Raw genomic sequence first — 22,434 nt, forward strand, 5'->3', positions numbered from 1 at the left:
GCTACTTCTCTCTCAAAGAAACCGATGCCGCCGTCGAATTGATCTCGGGAGGCGCGGCTCAAGGTGGGTGCCCGGTGCGCAGGCAGCGGATACTTCGGGAACTGATGAGGGAAACCTCGTGCGGGTTCGAATCCCGCCATCGACTCAGGTCGATGTGGCGGAACGGCAGACGCGCCAGTTAAAAGCACCGCAGCCGACTTCGACCTCGGGCACCCTCCTTTCGCCGTGTCTCCCTCCGGAACAGCAATGAATTCGGGGGAATTCACCATGGCGCGATTCAACAAGAAGGCCGCACGGGCGCACCCCGTCTCGCGGGTGACCTCGACCGGACGCATTCTGCGGACTTATGAGGGCGGCCGGGGCCTTGAGCGTGACGCGCGCTCCGAGCTTTTTCTGCTCGCGGTCTCCAACTTCGTCTCCCAGCAGACCTTTTACGAGTCCGGCGCCGACCGCGACGACCGTTTCGCGTGCCTCGTGCGCGAACTCGCCGTCACCGACCCCGCCTGGACCGCCGGCCTGCTCGGCTGGCTGCGCGGCGAGGGCAACCTCCGTACCGCCTCCCTCGTGGGTGCCGCCGAGTACGTCAAGGCGCGTCTCGACGCGGGCACGACCGAGGGCCCCTCGAACCGGCAGGTCGTGGACTCCGTGCTCCAGCGGCCCGACGAGCCCGGCGAGTTCCTCGGGTACTGGACCTCGCGCCACGGCCGTAACCTCCCCAAGCCCGTCAAGCGGGGCGTCGCCGACGCCGTACGCCGGCTGTACAGCGGCAGGTCGCTGCTGAAGTACGACACCGCGTCCAAGGGCTACCGCTTCGGCGACATCCTCAACCTTGTGCACGCGGTCCCGGACCCGGACAAGCCGTGGCAGAGCGAGCTGTTCGAGTACGCCCTCGACCGCCGGCACCACCCCGACACCGCCGTACCGCCCGCATCGAGCCGGGTCCTGACCGCGCACCGTGAGCTGATGGCGCTGCCGGTCGAGGCACGGCGGGCCGTGGTCACGTCGGAGGGCGGTGCCGAACGGCTGGCCGCGGCCGGCATGACCTGGGAGGCGCTGGCGGGCTGGCTCCAGGGCCCGATGGACAAGGCGGCCTGGGAGGCCGTGATCCCGTCCATGGGTGCGATGGCACTGGTCAGGAACCTCCGCAACTTCGACGAGGCCGGAGTCTCCGACGAGGTCGCCGAGCAGGTGGCGGCGAGGATCAGCGACCCGGCGGAGGTCGTACGGTCGCGCCAGTTCCCGTTCCGGTACCTCGCCGCGTACAAGCACGCGCCCTCGCTGCGCTGGTCCCACCCGCTGGAGCAGGCGCTCGGCCACTCGCTGGCGAACGTGCCCGCGCTGCCCGGCCGGACCCTGGTCCTGGTGGACCGCTCGGGTTCGATGTGGGCGCGGCTGTCCGACCGCTCGCAGCTCAACCGGGCCGACGCGGCAGCGATCTTCGGCACGGCGCTCGCGCTGCGCGCCGAGGACGCGGACCTCGTCGAGTTCGGTACCACGAACCGGCGGCTCGCGATCGGCCGGGGCGAGTCGGCGCTGAAGATCCTCGGTCGCTTCGGCGACCTGGGCGGCACCGACACCACCTCGGCGATCCGCGCGCACTACCGGGGCCAGGACCGGGTGCTGATCGTCACCGACGAGCAGTACACCTACCACCGGCAGGGCGGCCCGACCGAGCAGGTCCCCGCCGACGTGCCGGTCTACACCTGGAACCTCGCCGGCTACCGGGCGGGCCACGGCCCCTCCGGCACCGGCAACCGGCACACCTTCGGAGGCCTCTCGGACGCGGCCTTCCGGATGGTTCCGCTGCTCGAGGCGGCCCAGGACGCCGACTGGCCCTGGGCGGCCTGAGCCCCGAGCGTGGCCCGCACTCACGGGGGTGCGGGCCACACCCATGCCTTGCCGGACGACCTACTGACATCTAACATTTCAGTTCATGAAGGCCATCCGACCGCTCGCCCGCACCCTGCTCAGGGACCAGGCCTACGCGTCCATCCGGGACGCCATCGTGGCCGGGGAGATCGAGCCCGGGGCCGTGGTGCGGGACGCGGAGCTCGCCGAGCGGCTCGGGCTGTCCCGGGCGCCGGTGCGGGAGGCCTTCGCCCGGCTGGTGGACGAGGGGCTGCTGGAGAGCAAGCCGCAGAGCTACACCCGGGTGACCCGGGTCGACGCCGCCGAGGTGCGGGACGCCGCCGCCGTGGTCGGCGCCATGCACGAACTGGTCACCCGGGTCGCCGTACCGCGCCTGTTCGCCGCCGACATCGAGACCATGCGCGCGGCCAACGCACGCTTCGCGGCCGCCGTCGCCGCCGGTGACGTGGACGAGGCCCTGCACGCCGACGACGACCTCCACGACGTCCTGGTCCGCGTCAGCGGCAACCGCGCGGCCGCCGCCACCGCCGCCCGCTACACCCCCCTCATCCGCCGCTTGGAGCGCCGGCGCTTCGGCGAGGGCGGCACCTGCCGTTCGGCGAACCTGCACGACCGGCTGATCGAGGCCTGCGCCGCGGGTGACGTCGACCAGGCCGTCGACATCACGGCGGAGATCTGGCGAGGGCTTGCCGAGCTCGCCGACAGCGACTGACCCGGGAGGACCCCATGGCACGCAAGTCCCTTGCCTCGTACGACCGTTACCCCCTGCTCTTCGGGCCGTCCCCGGTGCACCCGCTGGAGCGGCTCACCGCGCACCTCGGCGGCGCCGCGCTGTGGGCCAAGCGGGAGGACTGCAACTCCGGGATCGCGTACGGCGGCAACAAGACCCGCAAGCTGGAGTACCTGGTTGCCGACGCCCTCGCCCAGGGCTGCGACACCCTCGTCTCGATCGGCGGCGTCCAGTCCAACCACACCCGCCAGGTGGCCGCCGTCGCGGCCCGGGCCGGGCTCAAGTGCGTGCTCGTGCAGGAGAGTTGGGTGGACTGGCCGGACGCGGTGTACGACAAGGTCGGCAACATCCTGATCAGCCGGCTCGCCGGGGCCGACGTACGCCTGGTGAAGGCCGGGTTCGGGATCGGGTTCAAGGAGAGCTGGGAGCAGGCGCTCCGGGACGTCGAGGAGTCCGGCGGGAAGCCGTACGCCATCCCGGCCGGCGCCTCCGACCACCCGCTCGGGGGTCTCGGCTTCGCCGGGTGGGCGTACGAGGTCGCCGACCAGGAACGGGAGTTGGGCGTCTTCTTCGACACGGTCGTGGTCTGCTCGGTGACCGGCTCCACCCAGGCCGGCATGGTCGCCGGGTTCCGCGCACTGGAGCAGGCCGGGGGCCGTCCCCGCCGGGTCCTCGGCATCGACGCCTCCGCGAAGCCCGTCGCCACCCGGGAGCAGATCGCGCGGATCGCCCACAACACGGGGCAACTCATCGGCGTCGAGAAGGAGTTGACGGAGGCGGACGTCGAGCTCGACGAGCGCTACCACGCCGGCGTGTACGGCATCCCCGACGAGACCACCCTCAGCGCGATGCGCCTCGCCGCCCGCACCGAGGGCATGGTCACCGACCCGGTCTACGAGGGCAAGTCCATGGCCGGAATGATCGACCTCGTCGAGCGCGGGGAGATCGGCCCCGAGTCCACGGTGCTGTACGCCCACCTCGGCGGGCAGCCTGCGCTCAACGGGTACAGCGCGCTGTTCTGACGGCGGCGACGGGGCGCCGGCGATGGGACGGCGGACCCGTGCCGGGCTGCCTTCGGGTGGCTGGATACAGTGCACGGCATGTGGACCGAGCAACAGCGGGAGCCGAGGGGGCGGGCGGCCGGAGGGCCCCGGCGTCGGGCCACCATCCATGACGTCGCGGAGCTGGCGGGAGTCTCCCGGCAGACGGTCTCCCGGGCCGTCAACGACAAGGGCGAGATAGATCCCGGCACCAAGGCGCGGGTGCTGGAGGCCGTGCGGACGCTGGACTACCGGCCGAGCCGGTTCGCGCGCGGGCTGGTCCGGAAGGGCACGGTCACCGCGGGACTGGTCATCCCGGATCTGATGAACCCGTTCTATCCCGAGGTCGCGGCCGGGGTCCTGGAGGCCGCCGAGGAGCGTGGCTGGCAGGTCGTGGTGTGGGACACCCGCACCGACGGGGCCAGGGAGCGCGAGGCGCTCACGGTGCTGTCGCACCAGGTGGACGCGGTCATGGGCTATCTCAGGAACGACGACGAGGTGCTCGGCCGGTACCTCGGCGGGATGCCCCTCGTCCTGCTGGAACGCGGCCCCGAGCAGACCCGGTTCGCGGCCGTCGGCGTCGATGCGGACGCGGGGCTCGAACAGGGCATCGCGCATCTGGTCCGGGCCGGGCACCGGCGGATCGGCATGCTCGACGGCGACCGGCCCGTCCCTGGCGCCCGCCGTACGGCCTTCCTCGCCGAGGCCCGGCGGCACGGACTGCCGGTCGACGACAGCTGGATCGTGATGTCCGACCAGCACAGTGTGGCGGGCGGCGAGGTGGCCATGGACCGGCTGCTCGACGCCCGGCCGCAGGTCACCGCGGTGTTCGGCTTCAACGACCTCATCGCGGTCGGCGCGATGCGAGCCGCCCGGCGCCGGGGCCGCCGGGTGCCGGAGGACCTGGCCGTGCTGGGCTTCGACGGGCTCGCGCTGAGCGAACTGGTGGAGCCCGCCCTCACCACCCTCCACCTCGACAAGCGCCGCCTCGGCCGACTGGCCGTCGAGCAGGTGGCCCGCCTGAGGTCCGGCGAGGAGCCCCTGACCGGCCCGGACGCATGGCTGGTACCGGAGCTGGTGGTACGGGCTTCGGCCTGAGCGCGCTCAGGGGCTCTACGGGCTCCGGCTCACACGGCCCTCTTCGGACCGCCGTACCGGACGCCGAAGGCGAAGGACCGGGTCTGATCGGGTTCGAGGGCGAGGGCTGCGCTGTGCTCGGGGCGGTTGAAGGCGTTGGTCGTTGTCTCGACGGGTTCGAGGGCGATGGAGGCGCGGCGGTCGCGGGCCAGGGTGTCGCCGGTGAAGACGTGCAGATAGCCGGTGTGCTGCCAGATCCGCAGCTCCTCGCCGGTCTCCGGGTCGGTCAGGACCGTCTCGATGCGGCCGTCGGGGCCGGGGACGAGGTCGGCGTAGCAGGCGTCGATGACCGCGTCGCCGAGCCGCCGTGGTGAGCGGAAGTCCATGTCGGGACGGTCGTCCAGGGGGAGCCGGGCGGCCTCGCCGGGCAGCGGGATGAGGGCGGCGTCGGTGCGGATCAGGGTGTCGGCGGGCACCCGCAGGGTCAGGTCGTCGATGGGGCGGGACAGCGTGAAGTAGGGGTGCCAGCCCGCCGCGTAGGGCGCGGTCGTCCCGCCGACGTTGGTCGCACCGATCTCGATGCCCACCTCGCGGGCGGTGAACGTGTAGACGACGGTCAGGTCCAGGGCGAAGGGATAGCCGGGGTGGCTGTCCGGCCGGATGCTCGTGCGCAGGAGCAGCCGGGCCGCGTCGGGGGTCGTGTCGGCTTCGGCGAGGACGAAAGGGGCCTCGCGGGCGAAGCCGTGGTAGATCAGCCGCTCGCCGTGGGTGCCGGGGAGCAGGTCGTGGTCGCGGCCGCCGTAGCGGTAGCGCCCTTCGGCCACGCGGTTGGGGAAGGGGGCCAGCAGTCCGGCGCGTACGCCGTCCTGGGCCAGGAGTTCCTTCTCGTCGCGGTAGCCGTCCGTCAGCTCCTTCGGCTCCCCGCCGGCCTCCGGCGTGACCTGCCAGCTCAGCAGCGTCGCTCCGTACAGGGCGACGACGGCGCGCGGGGAGCCGTCCGGCGCGGAGACGGTGAGGGTGGGTTCGCCGCCGAGGCGGCTCTCGGTGATCCGGTACTCGGCGGTCATTCCCGTCGCGTTCCCTTCAGCTCGCCTCGGGGGCGAGCTTCTTCGCGCCCGTCATGATGGCCACCGCGTCCTCCATGGAGTACGCGTCCGGGGTGATGACGCCGGCGCAGCCGCCGAGGCGCTGGATGTGGATGCGGTCGGCGACCTCGAACACGTTGGGCATGTTGTGGCTGATGAGGATGACGCCGAGGCCCTGGTCACGCAGGTCGCGGACGAGCCGCAGGACCTGGCCGGTCTCGCGGACACCGAGGGCGGCGGTGGGTTCGTCGAGGATGACGACCCGGCCGCCGAAGGCCGCGGTGCGGGCGACGGCGACCGACTGGCGCTGCCCTCCGGAGAGCGTCTCCACGGCCTGGTTGATGTTCTGGAGGGTGCCGATGCCGAGCCGCTTGATGTGGTCGGCGGCCTGCTTCTTCATCTCGCCGGTGTCGAGCATGCGGAACACCGAGCCGAGGATCCCCTTGCGGCGGATCTCGCGGGCGAGGAACAGATTGCTCGCGATGTCCAGGGCGGGCGAGACGGCGAGGGTCTGGTAGACGGTCTCGATGCCGGCGTCGCGGGCGTCCTGGGGCCGCTTGAAGCTGACCTCCTTCCCGTCGACCAGGAGGGTTCCCTGGTCCGGGACGAGCGCCCCGGACAGGCACTTGATCAGAGTGGACTTGCCGGCGCCGTTGTCGCCGATGACGGCGAGGACCTCGCCGGCGTGCAGGGTGAGGTCGACGTCGTTCAGGCCGACGACCCGGCCGAAGACCTTGACCAGGCCCTTGGCCTCGAGAACGGGGGCGGTGGCGGTCGTCACGACTTCACACTCCGGATCCACTGGTCGACGGAGACAGCCGCGATCACCAGGATGCCGACTGCGAGGACTTGGTAATTGGGGTCGATCCCGGCCAGCGCGAGGCCGTTGACGAAGACCTGGACGATCAGCGCGCCGATCAGCGAGCCGAAGACCACCCCGCGTCCGCCGAAGAGGCTGGTGCCACCGATCACGACGGCGGTGATGGACTGGAGGTTGGCGTTCAGGCCGCTGTTGGGGTCACCGCCGCCGACCCGGCCGACGAGGATCCAGGCGCCCACGGCGATCGCGAAGCCGCCGACCATGTAGGCGCTCAGCAGCACCCGGTTGACGGAGATACCGGCCAGCCGCGCGGCCTCGCTGTCGTCGCCGACCGCGTACAGGTGGCGTCCCCAGGCGGTGTACCGCAGGGCGTACCCGATCACGACGTACAGGGCGATCATGAGCAGGACGCCGTTGGTCAGGTTGAGCTGGCCCAGCGAGACCGTGTTGGCCGTCCACATCAGGATGTTGCCCGGTTGCAGGGCGACCGTCTGGCCCTTGGCGTAGATGAGGGTGATCGCGGTGAAGACGCTGAGGGTGCCGAGGGTGACGATGAAGGGCGGGAGTTTGACCTTGGTCACCAGCAGGCCGTTGACGGCCTGGGCGGCTATCGCGACGACGGCCCCGGCCAGCAGCGCGAACACGCCGGGCCAGTGGTTGTCCGCGACGAGCTTCGACATCAGCAGCGAGGAGAGCACCATCACCGCGCCGATCGACAGGTCGATGCCGGCGGTGAGGATGATGACCGTCTGCCCGACGGCGAGCGAGCCGATGACGGCCACCTGCTGGGCGATCAGCGACAGGTTCTGCAACGCGTAGAAGCGCTCGTTCACCAGGGAGAACACGATGGCGGCGAGCAGGAGGACGATCGCCGGGCTGAGCGCCGGCTGACGGTGCAGCACCGAGTGGATGCGCTGGCTGGGGGTGGCGGGCCTGTTGAGAAACTCCTCCGCCGGTGCCGGAGTGGCTTTCTCCACGTGGGTGGTCACAGGGGGTCCTTCCGGTGTTTTCCCTGGTACGGACTGATGAGCGGGGGGCGGTGCGGCACCGTCACCGGTGCCGCACCCGCGGGGTGTCAGCTGCCCCAGCAGGCGGAGGCGGCCTGGGAGGGGGACTGCACGGTCAGTCCGTCGAGGGACTTGGCGGCGACGAGGGCCGTGCCGGTGTCGTAGAACGACTTGCCGTTGGTGACGGAGGGCTTGCTGCCGCCGCGGGCCAGCTTGGCGATCGAGCTGACGCCGAGGGCGGCCATCTTGCCCGGGTACTGCACCGCGTCGGCCGCGAACTCGCCGCTGGTGACGTTCTTCAGGCCGGAGCAGCTGCCGTCGATCGCGAAGATCGCGGCCTGCTTCTCCTTGCCGGCCGCCTTGAGCGCGTTGTACGCGCCCTCACCGGCGGGCTCGTTGATCGCGTAGACGACGTTGATGTCCGGGTTGGCGGACAGGCAGTTCTCCATCGCGGTGCGGCCGCCGTCGATGGCGCCCTGGGTGGGCTGGTGACAGACGACCTTGTACGTGCCGCCCTTGCCGCCGGTGTACTTGCCGGACTTGGCCTCCTTGCCGTTCTCGGTCTTGCTGCCGGGGTCGATCCCCATGCCCTCCAGGAAGCCGTGGTCGCGGTTGATGTCCACGGAGACGACCTGGTTGTTGAACAGGTCGAGCATGGCGATGACGGCCGGCTTGCCGTTCAGGGAGGCCGCCGCGTACTGGCCGATGAGCTTGCCGGCCTGCTCGTTGTCGGTGGCGTAGGTGATGTCCGCGGTGCTCGCCGGGTTGGGCGCGGTGTCGAGGGCGATCACGAAGAGACCGGCCTGCTTGGCGCGGCCGAGGGCGGCGTTCACGGCGTCGCCGTTGGTGGTGATGAGGATGCCCTTGTCGCCCCGCGATATCGCGTTGTCGATGGCGGTGATCTGGGTCTGGGTGTCGCCGTCGCTGGTGCCCGCGGCCACCGTGAGACTCACGTTGTCCTTGCCGGCCTGGGCCTTGGCGTCCTTCTCCATGCTCACGAAGTAGGGGTTGGAGAGGGTCTTCAGGATCAGCGAGACCCCGACCTTGCCGCCCCCGCCCGAGCCGGACGCGGAGGAGCTGGAGTCGGAGGAGCCGCAGGCCGCGAGCGTGGCGCCGAGGCACACCGTGACGCCGATCGCTGCCGCCCGGCTGCGCCGGCTCCGGCGGCTCGACATCTGGCTGGTGGAGAGGTTCATGGCGTGATCCCTTTCGGTGCCGTCCCTTGGCCGACGCTGAGACAACGTTGACTGGGCGAGATACTGGGCCTCTATGGACGGAGGCGTCAAGAGGCTGGTAGACATGCGTCCGCAACGAGTAGGTAACGCGAATCCGGTTGGAGACAACGATGACTCAGGGCGAGGCGCCGGCCCGGTCCACCCGCAGCCGCCCCACCATGCGTGAGGTCGCGGCGCTGGCCGGAGTCGCCATCAAGACCGTCTCGCGGGTGTTCAACGGCGTCCCCACCGTCGATCCGGCGATCGTCACCCGGGTCCGCGAGGCCGCCGACCAACTGGGCTACCGGCCCAACCTCACGGCGAGCAGTCTGCGCCGCGGGGACGGTCGTACGGCCACCATCGGCATGCTCGTCGAGGACGCCGCGAACCCCTTCTCGGCCGCCCTGACCCGCACCGTGGAGAACGTGGCCCGGGCCCGCGGAGTGCTGGTCCTCGTCGGCAGCCTGGACGAGGACCCGGCCCGGGAGCGGGAGTTGGCCCAGGCGCTGGTCGACCGCCGGGTCGACGGACTGGTGATCGTCCCGGCCGGCCGGGACCAGAGCTACCTGATCAACGAACAGCGCACCGGTACCCGGATGGTCTTCGTCGACCGCGAGGCCGGCCTCCTCGACGCGGACGCGGTCGTCTCCGACAACCGGCAGGGCGCCCTCACCGCCGTCGAGCACCTGATCAAGGCGGGCCACCGCCGGATCGCCTACCTCGGTGACCGCCCCACCATCCCGACCGCCGCCCAGCGTTTCGACGGCTACCGGCACGCGCTGGAGGTCGCGCACCTCCCCTACGACGAGGCGATCGTCCAGCAGGTCCCGGCAGGCGAGGAGGCCGCCGTGGCCGCCACGAAGCGGCTGCTGGAGCTGCCGGACCCGCCCACGGCACTGTTCACCAGCCAGAACCTGGTCACCATAGGAGCCCTGCGTGCCCTGCGCGCCCTCGGACTCCAGGACACCGTCGCCCAGGTCGGCTTCGACGACTTCCCGCTGGCCGACATCCTCAACCCGGGCATCTCCGTCATCGCCCAGGACGTCGAGGAGGTGGGCAGGAGGGCCGCCGAAATGCTCTTCCACCGTCTCGACGGCGACGAGTCGCCCACCCGCACCGTCACCGTGCCGACCCGGCTGATCGAGCGGGGCTCCGGCGAGATCACGGCCGGAGGACCCCGCCATGACTGACGCCGCCCACGTCCCCGCCCAGCCTCCGGCCGTGACCGTGATCGGCGAGGCGCTCATCGACCTCGTCCAGCTCGACGCCCCCGGCGACTACCGCGCCCGGCCCGGCGGCAGCCCCTTCAACGTCGCCATCGGCCTCGCCCGGCTCGGCCACCGCACCGCGCTCATGGCACGGCTCGCCGACAACACCTTCGGCCGGCTGCTGCGCACGCACGCCGCCGCCGAGGGCGTCGACCTGACGTACGCCCCCCGGGCCGGCGAGCCCACCACGCTCGCCGTGGTCTCCATGGACCCGCAGGGGCGGGCCAGTTACGACTTCTACCTGGACCACACCGCCGACTGGCAGTGGACCGAGGCGGAGACGGCCCTCGCCCCGCGGGACACCGCCGTCCTGCACTTCGGCTCGGTCGCCTCCTGGACGCCCCCGGCCGAGGAGCACGTCCACGCCGTGGCCCGGCGCCTGCGCGCCACGGGCACGACACTGATCAGCTACGACCCCAACGTGCGCCCCGCCCTCCTAGGTGACCCGGAGCGCGGCAGGCAGGCCGTCGAACGCGGCGTCGCCGCCGCCCACCTCGTCAAGGCCAGCCGCGAGGACGTGGAGTGGCTGTACCCGGACACCCCGATCGAGGAGATCGCCGCGCGCTGGCTGGAGCTGGGCGCGCTGCTGGTCGTCGTCACCGACGGCCCCGACGGCGCCCACGTCTTCCGTGCCGGTGCGGAGAGCCTGAGCCGTCCCGGCCGCCGGGTGGCGGTGGTCGACACCGTCGGCGCGGGCGACGCGTTCACCGCGGGACTCCTCGGCTCACTGATCCGCCACCGACTGCACACCCCGACGGCGCTCGCCACGGCCGACCCGGGCGTCCTGCGGATCGCCGTGGACGACGCGGTCCTGCTGTCCGCCCTGACCTGCGAACGCCAGGGCGCCGACCCGCCCACCGCACGACCGCGTCCCGCGCTGCTCGCCCAGGCGCCGCTGGAGGCGACGGACCTCACGTTCGCCGACGGCGACCGGCGTGTGACCGCGGGGTTGTGAGGGCGGCTGCCGAGGCGGCGGGCCGGGGGTGTCGCCAGGTGCTCCCGGCGCCTCGCAACACCCCTGACCCGGCAGGTCACTTCCAGATGGACGCCAGCTGCCACGCCTTCAACTGGTCCAGTTTCGCCGTGCCGTTGTCCGCGAAGACACCGATGCCGGTACTGGACGGATCCGGGAAGATCTGGTCGGTGAGGACCACCTGCTCGCCGGAGGCGTTCTCGGCGTAGACCTCCACCGAGGAGTTGTCGACGAGGAGATGCAGCTTCAGGGGCTTGCCGCCGAGGGCCAACGGGGCGCGCTCGGTGCCGGCGAAGGTCGGGTCGAAGTCCGTCGCTCCCGAGGCGGTGCGGTCCAGGTAGACCTCGCCGGTGGTGGTGTCGTAGCCGATCCGGGTGCGCTGGGCGCCGCCGGTGCGTACGTCGAGGCCGAAGCGTTCGGCGGTGCCGGGGGTGAGCGTGGCGTCGAGTTCCACGGTGCCGCCGCGCACCCCGAGTTGCCTGGTGGTGCTGGTGACCGTCGTGGCCGGGATGCTCGTGGCGGCCCCGCGCAGTGTCCTCAGCTCGCCGACGGGCTGCTGGACCAGCTGGATCCTGCCGCCGATGGTCTTCAGGGAGAGCTGACGGGGGAAGGTGTCGGCGCTGCGCCACGGGCTGGTGGGGATGGCCTGCCCGTAGTTCCAGTTGTTCATCCAGGCGATCATGACGCGCCGGCCGTCCGGAGCGTCGGTGAAGCTGTTGGCGGCGTAGAAGTCCTGGCCGTAGTCCAGCCAGTGGGCGCGCTGGAGGACGGACCGGGCGGGTGCCGCGGCGACGGTGAAGTCGTCCGCGAGGACGTGTCCCCAGCCGCCCGTGTTGGCGTCGACGATCTGGATCCGGACCTTCCTGCCCTTGTAGGCGCTGGTGTTGAAGGAGGCCCAGTCGAGGTTCTCGGAGTCGGACCCGGTGGCGCTCTGCACGACCTTGCCGTCCACGAGCAGGTTGACGCCGGTCTCGGCGGACCGCGGCTGGGCCTGGGTGTCGGAGAGGACCACCTGGTCGAGGTTGATGTGGCCCCAGCCGCCGGTGTTGGCGTCCACGACCCTGATCCGGGCCTGCCGGCCCTGGAGGTCGGACAGGTCCCAGGATGACCAGTCCATGGCCTCGGTGTTGCTGCCCGTGGCCGAGCGGACCACCTTGCCGTCGACGAGGAGTTCGACGGCCGTGGGGGACCCGGAGCTGACGCCGTGGTAGCCACCGCCGACGAGGAAGTCCAGGTACTTCTTGTCGATCGTGAAGGCCGGTGAGGTGAGGGTGCCGGTGGACGCGTCCCCGTTCACGAAGCTGTTGACGAGGCCGTGGCCCAGATAGCCGGAGACCTGCTGCTGGCCGGGGAGGGTGCCCTGGGCCGGTCCGGTGCCGAAGGCGTCGCCGGTGGCGGTCCAGTCGCCGATGGGGCTGGAGTAGGTGCCGCCCTCGAAGTCGGCGAGCGTCTCGCCGGTCGGCATGGGCTGGGCGTCCAGGACGGAACCGGGCCGGTAGGGGTGCTTGCCGCCGCCGACCCGGAAGTTGACGTAGTCGCCGGTGACGGTGAACTCGGGCGACGTCAGCGTGCCGGTGGCGGCGTCCCCGCCGTGGAAGCTGTCGGCGAACGCCCGGCCGCCGAAGCCGGTCACCGGGCTCTGGCCGTCCAGGGCGCCCGTCGCCGGGCCGCTGCCGAACGCGCTGCCGGAAGCAGTCCAGTCCCCGAACGAACCGGACTCGAAGTCCTGAAGGGCGGTACCGGACGGGGCGGTGTACGGCCCGCTGTCGTCGGCGGTGAACTTCGTGCCGTCGAAGTCGCCGACGAAGTACTGGGCGCCCGAACCGCCCGCGATGGCACCGGGGTTGAGGTTGACCGCCAGCACCCACTTGGTCTTCTTCGCGTCGCCGTCCACGGGCAGCGGGAACAGGTCGGGGCACTCCCACACCCCGCCGGTCGCGCCGGCCGGGCCGAAGTCGCTCAGATGGCTCCAGTGCTTGAGGTCGGCCGAGCTGTAGAAGGAGATCCTGTGCTGGTCGGAGAGGGCCACGGCCATCAGCCAGCTGCGGGTGGGCGCGTACCAGAACACCTTCGGGTCGCGGAACTCGGTCGAGCCGAGGTCGAGGACCGGGTTGCCGGAGTACTTCGTCCAGGTGGTGCCGCCGTCGGTGCTGTAGGCCAGGGACTGCCGCTGGACGCCGTTCGACTTCACCAGGCTGGTGTAGACGGCGACCAGCGGGGGGTTCTTGGCGGTGCCGAATCCGGTGGTGTTGTTCCTGTCCAGCACCACGCTGCCGGAGAAGACCATCTCGTCGGCGTCCTGCGGGATGGCGACCGGGAGTTCCTTCCAGTGCACCAGGTCGGTGCTGACCGCGTGGCCCCAGGACATGTTGCCCCAGGTGTCGCCCGACGGGTTGTACTGGAAGAACAGGTGGTAGCGGCCCTTGTAGTAGATCAGGCCGTTGGGATCGTTCATCCAGTTCTGGGCCGGGGTGAAGTGGAACTGGGGCCGGTAGGGCTCCTGGTGGAGCGGGGCGGCGGAGGCCGGGGGCGCGACGATCAGGCCGAGGCCGGACAGGGCGGCCAGCGCGGTGAGCAGTCTGCGGCGCGGACGAGGCGATCGGGACATGGTGCTCCTTACGGGCAGGCGGGTGCGGCGCGGCCGTGGGGACCGGCCCGCGTCAGGTGTGGGTGCGGGTGCGGGGCGGGCAAGGGCGGGGGCAGGGTTCCGCCCGGCCTCGTCCAAGGCCGTGGGCGAGCCCGCCCGGCACGGGGGAGCGCGGCTTCGAGGTGCTTCCAGCCGAGGTCTGGAAACGTTTCGCCGAAACGTACGACCGCGGTAACCCGGTGTCCAGACTCTGGGCAGCAAATAGCTTCCGTGTGAGGATGGGGCCGGGCTGTCAGGAGCCGTGACCCGGAGGTGAAAACGTTGCCACCCTCGCAGAACGACGCCGGCAGGCGGTCGGCGACGATGCGTGACGTCGCCACCATGGCCGGGGTCGGCATCGCCACCGTCTCGCGGGTCGTCAACGGCAAGCCGGGAGTCACCCCGGACCTGGCGGAGAAGGTGACACGCGCCGCCGAACTGCTCGGCTACCGGCACGACATGACGGCCAGCAGCCTGCGCAGGGCCGACCGCCGCACCCACACCCTCGGGCTGATCCTCGAGGACGCCGCCAACCCGTTCTCCGCCGCCCTGCACCGCGCGGTCGAGGACACCGCCGCCGAGCGAGGGGTGCTGGTGCTCGCCGGCTCCACCGACGAGGACCCCGTCAGGGAGCGCGGGCTCGTACGCACGTTCACCGCGCGCCGCGTCGACGGGCTCATCGTGGTGCCCACCGGACGGACCGACACGGATCTCGACGCGGCCCGGGGTGCGGGCACACCCGTCGTGTGCGTGGACCGGCCCACGAGCGTGCGCGAGGTGGACACCGTGACGGTGGACAACCGGGCGGGCGTACGCGCGGCGGTCGGGCGGCTGCACGCGGCGGGACACCGGCGCATCGCCTTCCTCGGAGACCTCCCCACGATCTGGACCGCCGAGGAGCGCCACGCCGGATTCGTCGAAGGACTCGCGGAAACGGGCTCCGTCCTGCACCCGGCGCTCGTGCGGCGCGCGGTCCACGGCGTCGAGGCCGCCCAGGAGGCCACCCGGGAACTCCTCGCCCTGCCCCGGCCGCCCACCGCGCTCGTCTCCGGCCAGAACCTCGTGACCGTCGGCGTCCGCAAGACCCTCCAGGACCTGCGACGTCAGCACGACGTGGCGCTGATCGGCTTCGACGACCTGCCCTTCGCCGACCTGCTCGACCCCGGCATCTCGGTGATCGCCCAGGACCCGGTCGCCATCGGCCGTGAGGCCGCGACCCTGCTGTTCGACCGCGTCGACGGCGACCCCGGACCCGCCCGCCACCGAGTGCTGACGACGCGCTACCTGGCCCGCGGTTCCGGCGAACTGCCGGGGCCCGGCGGGGTCTGACGGGCGTGACGGGGCGTGACGGGCGCGCAGGCTGCGCGGTGCGACGCGCTCACCTCGGTCTGGGGCCAGGGGCCGTTCGATACCGTACGGAGGGAGTCCCCGGTTCGCGAGGAGTATCTGGATGACGCAGGTCAGGGCCATGCGTGCGGACGCTCGGCGCAACTACGAGCGGCTGCTGAAGGTCGCCGCGGAGGCCTTCGCCGAGCACGGGGAGGGTGCGTCGCTCGACGACATCGCCAAGCGGGCGGGGGTGGGGTCGGGGACCCTCTACCGGCACTTCCCGACGCGGCGGGCCCTGCTGGAGGCGGCGTACGTGGACCGCGTCGAGGGGCTCGCCCGGCGCGCCGACGAGCTCGCGGAGCGGTTGCCGCCGGGGGAGGCGCTGACGGAGTGGCTGTACGAGCTGTGCGTCGGGACGATCCAGGTGCGGGGGCTTGGCTCGCTGCTGGGATCTGCGATGGCGGGGACGGAGGGGGGTGTCACGCCGACGGTGTGCGGGACGCGTGTGCGGGGGGCGGCGGAGCGGTTGGTGTCGGCGGCGCGGGGGTCGGGGTCGGTGCGGGGGGATGTGGAGCCGGTGGAGTTGCTTCGGTTGGCGTATGGGGTGGCGGGGGCGGCGGAGTTGGGTGGTGGGGGTGGGGCTTCGATCCGGCGGTATCTCACGTTGCTGATGGAGGGGTTGCGGGGTTAGCGGCGCCTATTGATGTGCCTCGCTGCGTCGTTCGGCGGGTGCGGGTGCGATGTGGCTGGTCGCGCAGTTCCCCGCGCCCCTATAGGTGGGTACAGCTAGGCATGCTTTGACTGCACCCACCGCTTTTAGGGGCGCGGGGAACTGCGCGACCAGCCCCCACCGGCGCGCAGCCGAGCAACTACAGCGCTTGCGCCGCCGGTTTCACCATCCCCCTCACCGTGCGGGACTTCACGAAGTCGCCCATCGCCGTCATCTCCCATTCGCCGGAGAACTGGCGGATCAGCTTCGCCATCATGACCCCCGTCTGCGCCTCCGCGCCGGTGAGGTCGAAGCGGACCAGTTCCTCTCCGCTCGCGGCGTCGATGAGGCGGCAGTACGCCTTGGCGACCTCGGTGAACTTCTGGCCGGAGAAGGAGTTGACCGTGAAGACGAGGCCGGTGACCTCCTGGGGCAGCCGGCCGAGGTCCACGACGATCACCTCGTCGTCGCCGCTGCCCTCACCCGTGAGGTTGTCGCCGGAGTGCTTGATCGCGCCGCCGACGATGGACAGCTTGCCGAAGTAGCAGCTGTCGATGTGGTTGCGCTGCGGGCCGTAGGCGATGACGGACGCGTCGAGGTCGATGTCCTTGCCCCGGAACGCCGGTTCCCAGCCGAGGCCCATCTTGACCTGGGAGAGCAGCGGGCGGCCGCCCTTGACCAGGGACACGGTCTGGTTCTTCTGGAGGCTGACCCGCCCCTTGTCCAGGTTGATCTTCCCGGTCCCCGGAGCGGCGGCGGGAGCGGGCGGGGCCGGGGGAGCGGCGGGGGCCGGGGTCTGCAGGGTCGGGGCGGGCGGCGGAGCGACGGGCTGCGGCGGGGCCATCGGCTGGGCCGGGGCCACCGGCTGCTGCGGAGCCACCGGCGCCGGCGCCGGCTCCTCCACGGTCACGCCGAAGTCCGTCGCGATGCCCGCAAGCCCGTTCGCGTACCCCTGTCCGACCGCCCGGGCCTTCCAGGCGCCGTTGCGCAGGTAGATCTCCACGACCACCAGCGCCGTCTCGGTGCCGAGCCGCGGGGGCGTGAAGGTGGCCAGGACGGAGGTGTCGTCCGCGTTGCGGATCGTGGCCGTCGGCTCGATGCCCTGGAAGGTCTGCCCTGCCGCGTCCGGGCTCGCGGTGACGACGATCTTCTCGATGCCGGGCGGCAGGGCCGCCGTGTCGACGGTGATCGCGTCGGGGGATGTGCCGCCGCCCGAGCGGTAGGTCACTCCCGGCCCGGACGGCTGGTTGTAGAAGATGAAGTCGTCGTCGGAGCGCACCTTGCCGTCGGCGGTGAGCAGCAGGCCCGACACGTCGAGCCGCACCGGCGCGGAGACGTCCACCGTCACACGGGTGACGGGGAGGGGGATGTTCGAGCCCGGGGTCATAGCTGTCATGCCCGGTGAACGACCGACGCCGCTTTACCGTTCCCTTAATCTTCCACGACACCCCACCGGCCTACGGCACCCCACTGCCCCCCCGCTCCACCGGCCTACGGCACCACCACGATCTTCCGCCCCACCCCCGCCGCGAACTGCTCCAGCGCCTCCGGATAGCGGTCCAGGGGCAGCCGGTCGCTGATGAAGACCTCCGGGTCCAGGACCCCCGTCGCGAACAGCTCCGCCGCCCGCTCGAAGCTGTGCAGGACGGCCATGGAGCCGGTGATGGTGATCTCCTGGTTGTAGACGCGGTACGGGTCGATCGTCACCCGGGTCGCGTAGTCGGCCACCCCGAACTGGAGGAAGGTTCCCGCCTTGGCCACCCGGTCCAGGCCGTCCTGGATCGCCGCCGCGTTGCCCGTCGCGTCGATCACCAGGTCCCAGCCCTGCGGGCGGTCCAGCTCGTCGGCGTTCGCCGCGGAGTCCGAGACGCCGAGCTTGCGGGCCGTCTCCAGCCGGGCCGGGTTCACGTCCACCACGTCCACGCTCGCCGCGCCGGTCCGCTTGGCCAGCTCCAGCATCATCAGACCCATCGTCCCCGAGCCGTAGATCAGCACATGGGCGCCGAGGCGGGTGCGCAGGACGTCGTACCCCCGGACCGCGCAGGACAGCGGCTCCACCAGCGCCGCGTCCTGGGTGCGGACGTGCTCGGGCAGCCGTACGCAGTTGGCCACCGGGGCGACGGCGAACCGCGCCGCGCCACCGCCCGTGGTGACGCCGATCGCGGCCCAGCGTTCGCAGAGGTTGTTGTGGCCGGTACGGCAGTAGCGGCACTCGTGGCAGTAAAGGGACGGGTCGACGGCCACCCGGTCGCCGACCGCCAGCTCGGTGACCCGGGTGCCGACCCCGACCACCTCGCCCGCGAACTCGTGGCCCGGCACGATCGGCAGCTCGGGGGCGAACTCGCCCTGGAGGATGTGCAGATCGGTGCCGCACAGGCCGCACGCGGCGACCTCGACGACGACCTCGCGCGGGCCCGGCGTCGGGTCCGGGACCTCGGTGACGACGGCACGGCCCACGGACTCGATGACGGCGGCCTTCATTTCACGGCTCCCAGAGACAGGCCCTGGACCAGTTTGTCCTGGGCGGCGAACCCCGCGGCGAGCACCGGCAGGGAGATCACGAGCGACGCGGCGCACACCTTCGCCAGGAACAGCCCCTGGCTGGTGATGAAGCCGGTCAGGAAGACGGGAGCGGTCTCGGCGACCACGCCGGTGAGCACCCTCGCGAACAGCAGTTCGTTCCAGCTGAAGATGAAGCAGATCAGGGCCGTGGCCGCGATGCCCGGCAGGGCGATGGGGGCCACCACGCGCGCGAGGACCGTCGGGAGCCGCGCGCCGTCCACCCGCGCGGCCTCGATCACCGCGACCGGGACCTCGGCGAGGAAGGACTGCATCATCCAGACCGCGATCGGCAGGTTCATCGACGTGTAGAGGACGACCAGCAGCCAGATGTTGTCGAGCGTGCCGGTGTTCTTCGCGAACAGGTAGATCGGCAGCAGGCCCGCCACCACCGGCAGCATCTTCGTGGAGAGGAAGAAGAACAGGACGTCCGTCCACTTCCGCACCCGGCGGATCGACAGCGCGTACGCCGCCGGGAGCGCAAGGAGCAGGACGAACAGGGTCGAAGCCACCGACGCCACCAATGAGTTGACCAGCGCCGGCCAGGGGCTCGCGCCGCCGCCCGTGCCGAAGAAGTCGCGGTAGCCGTCGAGGGTGAGGGCGGCGCCGAAGGAGGGCGGGTTGGTGGCCGCGTCGGCCTCGGAGTGGAAGGACGTCAGGGCCATCCAGGCGATCGGGAGGAAGAACATGATGCCCAGGAGCCAGGCCAGCAGGCCGAGACCGTTGCGGCGCAGGACGTTCATGCGCGCGACACCTCCTCGCGGAACAGGGACGACACCACGCGCAGGGCGAAGGTCGCGATGATGATCGAGCCGATGACGACCAGGACGCCGGCCGCCGAGGCGAGGCCGTTCTCATGGGCCTGGTAGAAGCTCTGGTAGACGGTGTACGGCAGGTTGGCGGTGCCCAGACCGCCGGACGTGATCGTGAAGACCGCGTCGAAGTTCTGGACGATGTAGATCGAACCGAGCAGGGCGCCGAGCTCCAGGTAGCGGCGCAGGTGCGGGAGCGTCAGGTAGCGGAAGATCTGCCAGTCGCTCGCGCCGTCCACCCGCGCGGCCTCGATCTGCTGCTGGTCACGGCTCTGGAGACCGGCCAGCAGGATGAGCATCATGAACGGGGTCCACTGCCAGACCAGCGAGGCCTCGACCGCGAGCAGCGGGGTGCGGGAGATCCAGTCCGGCTGTGGACCGCCCACGTAGTGCAACAGCCCGTTGAACAAGCCGTATTCAGGGTTGTAGAGCACATGTTTCCAGAGCAGCGCGGCCGCCACCGGTACGACCAGGAACGGGGCGATCAGCAGGGTCCGCACCACTCCGCGGCCGCGGAACCTCCTGTCGAGGAGCAGCGCCAGGAGGAGCCCGAGCACCAGGCTGACCAGGACCACCGTCGCCGTCAGCAGGACCGTCGTCCACACCGAGTGGCGCAGGTCCGCGTCGGTGAGCACCTCCGTGTAGTTGTCGACCCCGGTGAAGTGACGGGCCTTCGGATAGAGCGAGTTCCAGTCGAAGAAGGAGATCACCACCGTGGCCACGAACGGCAGTTGGGTGACCACGATCATGAAGACCAGGGCGGGCAGCAGCGGGGCCCGGGTGGCCCAGGCGCGCAGCCGGTTCGAGGGCTGCGGTGCGGTGCGTACGGACAGGGTGGTCGGCGGGGCCGTCGTCGTCGCGGTCATCGTCCCTCGTACTCCTCGGAGATCTTCTCGGCGAGCTGCTGGGACTTGCTCAGGGCCGACTCGACGGACTGGCGTCCGGCGATGGCCGCGCTGATCTCCTGGGAGACCCGGGTGCCGAGGTCGGTGAACTCGGGGATGCCGACGAACTGGATGCCGGGCGCGGGACGCGGCTGCACCCCCGGGTCGTTCGGCCGCGCCTGCTCGATGGCCTCCTTGGTCATCTCCTGGAAGGAGGCGGCCGACTTGATGTACTCCGGGTTCGTGTACGTCGAAGCCCGTTTGCCCGCCGGGACGTTGGACCAGCCGATCTTGTCGCCGACCAGCTGCTCGTACCGTTTGCCGGACGCCCAGGAGACGAACTTCCAGGCGTTGTCGGGGTTGCGGGAGGCCTTCTGGATGCCCCAGGCCCAGGTGTAGAGCCAGCCGGAGGACTCGGTCCGCTCGACGGGGGCGGGGGCGTAGCCGAGCTTGCCCCTGACCGGGGAGTCGGCCGCCTCCAGCAGACCGGCGGCGCTGGTGGCGTCGTACCACATGGCGACCTTGCCCTGGGTCATGTTGTTGAGGCACTCGGCGAAGCCGGACTGGGCGGCGCCGGACTCGCCGTGCGCGCGCACGAGGTCGACGTAGAACCTGGTCGCCTTCTCGAAGGCGGGGGAGTCGAGGCGGGCCTTCCAGTCCTTGTCGAACCAGGTGCCGCCGAAGGTGTTCACGACCGTGGTGAGCGGGGCCATGACCTCGCCCCAACCCGGCAGTCCGCGCAGGCAGATGCCCTTCATCCCGGACTCGGCACCGTCCGCCTTCGCGGCCAGGTCGGCCACCTGGGTCCAGGTGGGACGGGCCGGCATGGTCAGGCCCTTCTTCGCGAAGACGTCCTTGCGGTACATCAGGAAGGAGGACTCGCCGTAGAAGGGCTGGCCGTAGAGCTTGCCGTCGTCGCCGGTCAGGGACTGGCGCATCGGCTTGAGCACGTCCTGTTCGTCGTACGACGGGTCCTTGGCGACGTACGAGTTCATCTCGTGCAGCCAGCCGTTGCGGGCGTAGATGGGGATCTCGTAGTTGGACAGGGTCGCCACGTCGTACTGGCCGGCCTGGTTGGCGAAGTCCTGGCTGATCTTGTCGCGGACGTCGTTCTCGGGCAGGACGGTGAAGTTGACCTTGATGCCGGTCTCCTCGGTGAAGCGCGGGGCGAGCTTCTGGAGTTCCGTCATCTGGGAGTTGTTGACCATCAGGACGTTGACGGAGGTGCCGCCCGACCCGGTCCCGCCCGCTCCGACCCAGCAGCCGGAGAGCAGCGGGGCGAGCAGCGTCCCTGCGGCGGCCAGGGCGAGCGTGGCTCGCGGTGGCCGTCGTCGGCTCGGGGTTCGCATGGATCGCTCCTGGACATAGAGGGATATAAGGGGTACCGCTTGTCGCAAGTGGCCCCATGAGGACGTCAGTTCGGACGTCAGACCCGGATGACCTGTGGGCCCAGCAGGGAGTAGCGGTGGGCCTCGGCCGACGGCAGCAGCGTGCTGGTCACGATCGCCTCCAGCGCGCCGATCTCCGCGAACCGGCAGAAGCTGACCGCGCCGAACTTGGTGTGCACGCCCGCGAACACCGTGCGGCGCGCGGCCCGGATGGCCTGCGCCTTGACCTCGCCGACCGCGGGGTCGGGGGTGGTGAGGCCGTGTTCGCGGGAGATGCCGTTGGCGCCGATGAAGGCCAGGTCGAGGACGAACCCGGCCAGCATCTTCGTCGTCCAGTGGTCGACGGTGGCCAGGGTGCCGGCCCGGACCCGGCCGCCGAGCAGCAGGACGGAGGTGTTCTCGGCCCCGGCCAGGGCGCCGGCGACCGGCAGGGAGGCGGTGACCACGGTCAGCGGCCGGTCCCGGGGCAGGGCCTCGGCGATGAGCTGCGGGGTGAAGCCCTCGTCGACGAAGACCGTCTCGGCGTCCCCGACCAGTTCGGCCGCGGCGGCCGCGACCCGGCGCTTCTCGGGCACGTGGCTGGTGGCGCGGAAGGCCAGCGTCGTCTCGAAACCTGCGCTCTCCACGGGGTAGGCGCCGCCGTGGGTGCGGCGGACCAGGCCGTGGTCCTCCAGGGCGCGGAGGTCTCTCCGCACGGTCTCCTTGGCGACGCCGAGTTGGGCGGCGAGGGTGTTGACGTCGACGGCGCCGGTGGTGCGGGCGGTACGGACGATGTGCCGCTGGCGTTCTTCCGCGGTACGGGTCATTCGGTCACCCGCTCTCCAGTCGTGCGGTGCCCGTTCGGGCCGTCTGGAGGAAGTTGTACAGCGGGTGGGGGGTGGTGACCAGGTCTGTTGCGGGGGTGATCCTGTCCGTGTGTGCCCGTTCGGGCGGGACCGCGCCTGCTGGGGTGGAGGGTGCGGTTGTGCGGCGACTGCGGGTTCGTTGTGGCTGGTCGCGCCCCGCGGCGGAGCCGCAAATGTCACAGCCCCGCGCCCTGGGGGG

19 protein-coding genes are annotated in these 22,434 nt (G+C 71.2%); 8 read left to right on the plus strand and 11 right to left on the minus strand.

The annotated features are described in order from the left end of the window. The first annotated feature begins 267 nt into the window (after nt 1–267). The 4 genes from AQJ54_RS11985 (at nt 268) to AQJ54_RS12000 (ending at nt 4,737) form a co-directional block, all read left to right on the plus strand. The gene (locus AQJ54_RS11985; protein ID WP_062236731.1) at nt 268–1,848 is read left to right on the plus strand and encodes a TROVE domain-containing protein; all 1,581 of its coding nucleotides are present in this window, start codon (nt 268–270) and stop codon (nt 1,846–1,848) included. A gap of 85 nt (nt 1,849–1,933) precedes the next feature. Further along, nucleotides 1,934–2,581: a GntR family transcriptional regulator gene (locus AQJ54_RS11990; RefSeq protein ID WP_062236734.1), complete on the plus strand. Its 648-nt coding sequence runs from the start codon at nt 1,934–1,936 to the stop codon at nt 2,579–2,581. Between the two features lie 14 nt (nt 2,582–2,595). Beyond that, on the plus strand, nt 2,596–3,621 hold the full coding sequence (locus AQJ54_RS11995) for a 1-aminocyclopropane-1-carboxylate deaminase (RefSeq protein ID WP_062236737.1): 1,026 nt from the start codon (nt 2,596–2,598) through the stop codon (nt 3,619–3,621). 78 nt (nt 3,622–3,699) lie between these two features. After that, entirely contained in the window at nt 3,700–4,737 is a 1,038-nt protein-coding gene (locus AQJ54_RS12000; RefSeq protein ID WP_079069822.1) for a LacI family DNA-binding transcriptional regulator, read from the plus strand. A 29-nt stretch (nt 4,738–4,766) separates the two neighbouring features. Here AQJ54_RS12000 and AQJ54_RS12005 read toward each other — a convergent pair whose 3' ends face one another. From AQJ54_RS12005 to AQJ54_RS12020, 4 genes are all read right to left on the minus strand, one after another. Further along, nucleotides 4,767–5,783: an aldose 1-epimerase gene (locus AQJ54_RS12005; protein WP_062236740.1), complete on the minus strand. Its 1,017-nt coding sequence runs from the start codon at nt 5,781–5,783 to the stop codon at nt 4,767–4,769. A 16-nt stretch (nt 5,784–5,799) separates the two neighbouring features. Continuing rightward, on the minus strand, nt 5,800–6,582 hold the full coding sequence (locus tag AQJ54_RS12010; protein WP_020137661.1) for an ATP-binding cassette domain-containing protein: 783 nt from the start codon (nt 6,580–6,582) through the stop codon (nt 5,800–5,802). After that, complete coding sequence (locus AQJ54_RS12015; RefSeq protein WP_062024403.1) at nt 6,579–7,610, minus strand: ABC transporter permease; 1,032 nt, start codon at nt 7,608–7,610, stop codon at nt 6,579–6,581. The genes AQJ54_RS12010 and AQJ54_RS12015 overlap by 4 nt, the downstream gene beginning before the upstream one ends. 86 nt (nt 7,611–7,696) lie before the next feature. Further along, complete coding sequence (locus AQJ54_RS12020; protein WP_211278522.1) at nt 7,697–8,824, minus strand: substrate-binding domain-containing protein; 1,128 nt, start codon at nt 8,822–8,824, stop codon at nt 7,697–7,699. A 149-nt stretch (nt 8,825–8,973) separates the two neighbouring features. Here AQJ54_RS12020 and AQJ54_RS12025 point away from each other — a divergent pair, with 149 nt between their 5' ends. Both AQJ54_RS12025 and AQJ54_RS12030 read left to right on the plus strand, forming a co-directional pair. Then, complete coding sequence (locus tag AQJ54_RS12025; protein ID WP_062236744.1) at nt 8,974–10,032, plus strand: LacI family DNA-binding transcriptional regulator; 1,059 nt, start codon at nt 8,974–8,976, stop codon at nt 10,030–10,032. Further along, the gene (locus AQJ54_RS12030) at nt 10,025–11,065 is read left to right on the plus strand and encodes a carbohydrate kinase family protein (RefSeq protein WP_248845338.1); all 1,041 of its coding nucleotides are present in this window, start codon (nt 10,025–10,027) and stop codon (nt 11,063–11,065) included. Before AQJ54_RS12025 ends, AQJ54_RS12030 begins: the two co-directional genes overlap by 8 nt. A 76-nt stretch (nt 11,066–11,141) precedes the next feature. Here the strand turns inward: AQJ54_RS12030 and AQJ54_RS12035 are convergent, their stop codons facing one another. After that, on the minus strand, nt 11,142–13,691 hold the full coding sequence (locus AQJ54_RS12035; protein WP_062236747.1) for a glycoside hydrolase family 32 protein: 2,550 nt from the start codon (nt 13,689–13,691) through the stop codon (nt 11,142–11,144). Between the two features lie 300 nt (nt 13,692–13,991). On the opposite strand from AQJ54_RS12035, the gene AQJ54_RS12040 reads away from it, so the two are divergent. Continuing rightward, nucleotides 13,992–15,038, plus strand: a complete 1,047-nt coding sequence (locus AQJ54_RS12040) for a LacI family DNA-binding transcriptional regulator (RefSeq protein ID WP_243659608.1) — start codon at nt 13,992–13,994, stop codon at nt 15,036–15,038. A gap of 121 nt (nt 15,039–15,159) precedes the next feature. Beyond that, on the plus strand, nt 15,160–15,729 hold the full coding sequence (locus AQJ54_RS12045; RefSeq protein WP_062236750.1) for a TetR/AcrR family transcriptional regulator: 570 nt from the start codon (nt 15,160–15,162) through the stop codon (nt 15,727–15,729). A 178-nt stretch (nt 15,730–15,907) separates the two neighbouring features. Here AQJ54_RS12045 and AQJ54_RS12050 read toward each other — a convergent pair whose 3' ends face one another. The 6 genes from AQJ54_RS12050 to AQJ54_RS12075 all read right to left on the minus strand — a co-directional run bounded on the left by AQJ54_RS12050 (nt 15,908) and on the right by AQJ54_RS12075 (nt 22,196). After that, entirely contained in the window at nt 15,908–17,134 is a 1,227-nt protein-coding gene (locus AQJ54_RS12050) for a TerD family protein (protein ID WP_211278529.1), read from the minus strand. Nucleotides 17,135–17,238: 104 nt separating this feature from the next. After that, nucleotides 17,239–18,228 carry a zinc-dependent alcohol dehydrogenase family protein gene (locus tag AQJ54_RS12055; protein ID WP_062024392.1) on the minus strand — a complete coding sequence of 330 codons (990 nt, stop codon included), beginning with the start codon at nt 18,226–18,228 and terminating at the stop codon, nt 17,239–17,241. After that, a complete protein-coding gene (locus tag AQJ54_RS12060) occupies nt 18,225–19,049 on the minus strand; it encodes a carbohydrate ABC transporter permease (RefSeq protein WP_062024391.1) in 825 nt (274 codons plus the stop codon). The genes AQJ54_RS12055 and AQJ54_RS12060 overlap by 4 nt, the downstream gene beginning before the upstream one ends. Beyond that, nucleotides 19,046–19,984, minus strand: a complete 939-nt coding sequence (locus AQJ54_RS12065; RefSeq protein WP_062024389.1) for a carbohydrate ABC transporter permease — start codon at nt 19,982–19,984, stop codon at nt 19,046–19,048. Before AQJ54_RS12065 ends, AQJ54_RS12060 begins: the two co-directional genes overlap by 4 nt. Next, complete coding sequence (locus tag AQJ54_RS12070; RefSeq protein WP_062236753.1) at nt 19,981–21,351, minus strand: ABC transporter substrate-binding protein; 1,371 nt, start codon at nt 21,349–21,351, stop codon at nt 19,981–19,983. The genes AQJ54_RS12065 and AQJ54_RS12070 overlap by 4 nt, the downstream gene beginning before the upstream one ends. Nucleotides 21,352–21,428: 77 nt before the next feature. Further along, nucleotides 21,429–22,196, minus strand: a complete 768-nt coding sequence (locus tag AQJ54_RS12075) for a DeoR/GlpR family DNA-binding transcription regulator (protein ID WP_062024385.1) — start codon at nt 22,194–22,196, stop codon at nt 21,429–21,431. Between the last annotated feature and the right edge of the window lie 238 nt (nt 22,197–22,434).

The sequence above is a fragment of the Streptomyces griseorubiginosus genome (assembly GCF_001514195.1).
Classification (GTDB): domain Bacteria; phylum Actinomycetota; class Actinomycetes; order Streptomycetales; family Streptomycetaceae; genus Streptomyces; species Streptomyces griseorubiginosus.

Bases quoted from the DNA above. Each gene is read 5' to 3' on its own strand.
- AQJ54_RS11985 (WP_062236731.1), top strand. From the start codon at position 268: ATGGCGCGATTCAACAAGAAGGCCGCACGGGCGCACCCCGTCTCGCGG.
- AQJ54_RS11990 (WP_062236734.1), top strand. From the start codon at position 1,934: ATGAAGGCCATCCGACCGCTCGCCCGCACCCTGCTCAGGGACCAGGCC.
- AQJ54_RS11995 (WP_062236737.1), top strand. From the start codon at position 2,596: ATGGCACGCAAGTCCCTTGCCTCGTACGACCGTTACCCCCTGCTCTTC.
- AQJ54_RS12000 (WP_079069822.1), top strand. From the start codon at position 3,700: ATGTGGACCGAGCAACAGCGGGAGCCGAGGGGGCGGGCGGCCGGAGGG.
- AQJ54_RS12005 (WP_062236740.1), bottom strand. From the start codon at position 5,783: ATGACCGCCGAGTACCGGATCACCGAGAGCCGCCTCGGCGGCGAACCC.
- AQJ54_RS12020 (WP_211278522.1), bottom strand. From the start codon at position 8,824: ATGAACCTCTCCACCAGCCAGATGTCGAGCCGCCGGAGCCGGCGCAGC.
- AQJ54_RS12025 (WP_062236744.1), top strand. From the start codon at position 8,974: ATGACTCAGGGCGAGGCGCCGGCCCGGTCCACCCGCAGCCGCCCCACC.
- AQJ54_RS12030 (WP_248845338.1), top strand. From the start codon at position 10,025: ATGACTGACGCCGCCCACGTCCCCGCCCAGCCTCCGGCCGTGACCGTG.
- AQJ54_RS12035 (WP_062236747.1), bottom strand. From the start codon at position 13,691: ATGTCCCGATCGCCTCGTCCGCGCCGCAGACTGCTCACCGCGCTGGCC.
- AQJ54_RS12045 (WP_062236750.1), top strand. From the start codon at position 15,160: ATGACGCAGGTCAGGGCCATGCGTGCGGACGCTCGGCGCAACTACGAG.
- AQJ54_RS12050 (WP_211278529.1), bottom strand. From the start codon at position 17,134: ATGACCCCGGGCTCGAACATCCCCCTCCCCGTCACCCGTGTGACGGTG.
- AQJ54_RS12055 (WP_062024392.1), bottom strand. From the start codon at position 18,228: ATGAAGGCCGCCGTCATCGAGTCCGTGGGCCGTGCCGTCGTCACCGAG.
- AQJ54_RS12060 (WP_062024391.1), bottom strand. From the start codon at position 19,049: ATGAACGTCCTGCGCCGCAACGGTCTCGGCCTGCTGGCCTGGCTCCTG.
- AQJ54_RS12065 (WP_062024389.1), bottom strand. From the start codon at position 19,984: ATGACCGCGACGACGACGGCCCCGCCGACCACCCTGTCCGTACGCACC.
- AQJ54_RS12070 (WP_062236753.1), bottom strand. From the start codon at position 21,351: ATGCGAACCCCGAGCCGACGACGGCCACCGCGAGCCACGCTCGCCCTG.
- AQJ54_RS12075 (WP_062024385.1), bottom strand. From the start codon at position 22,196: ATGACCCGTACCGCGGAAGAACGCCAGCGGCACATCGTCCGTACCGCC.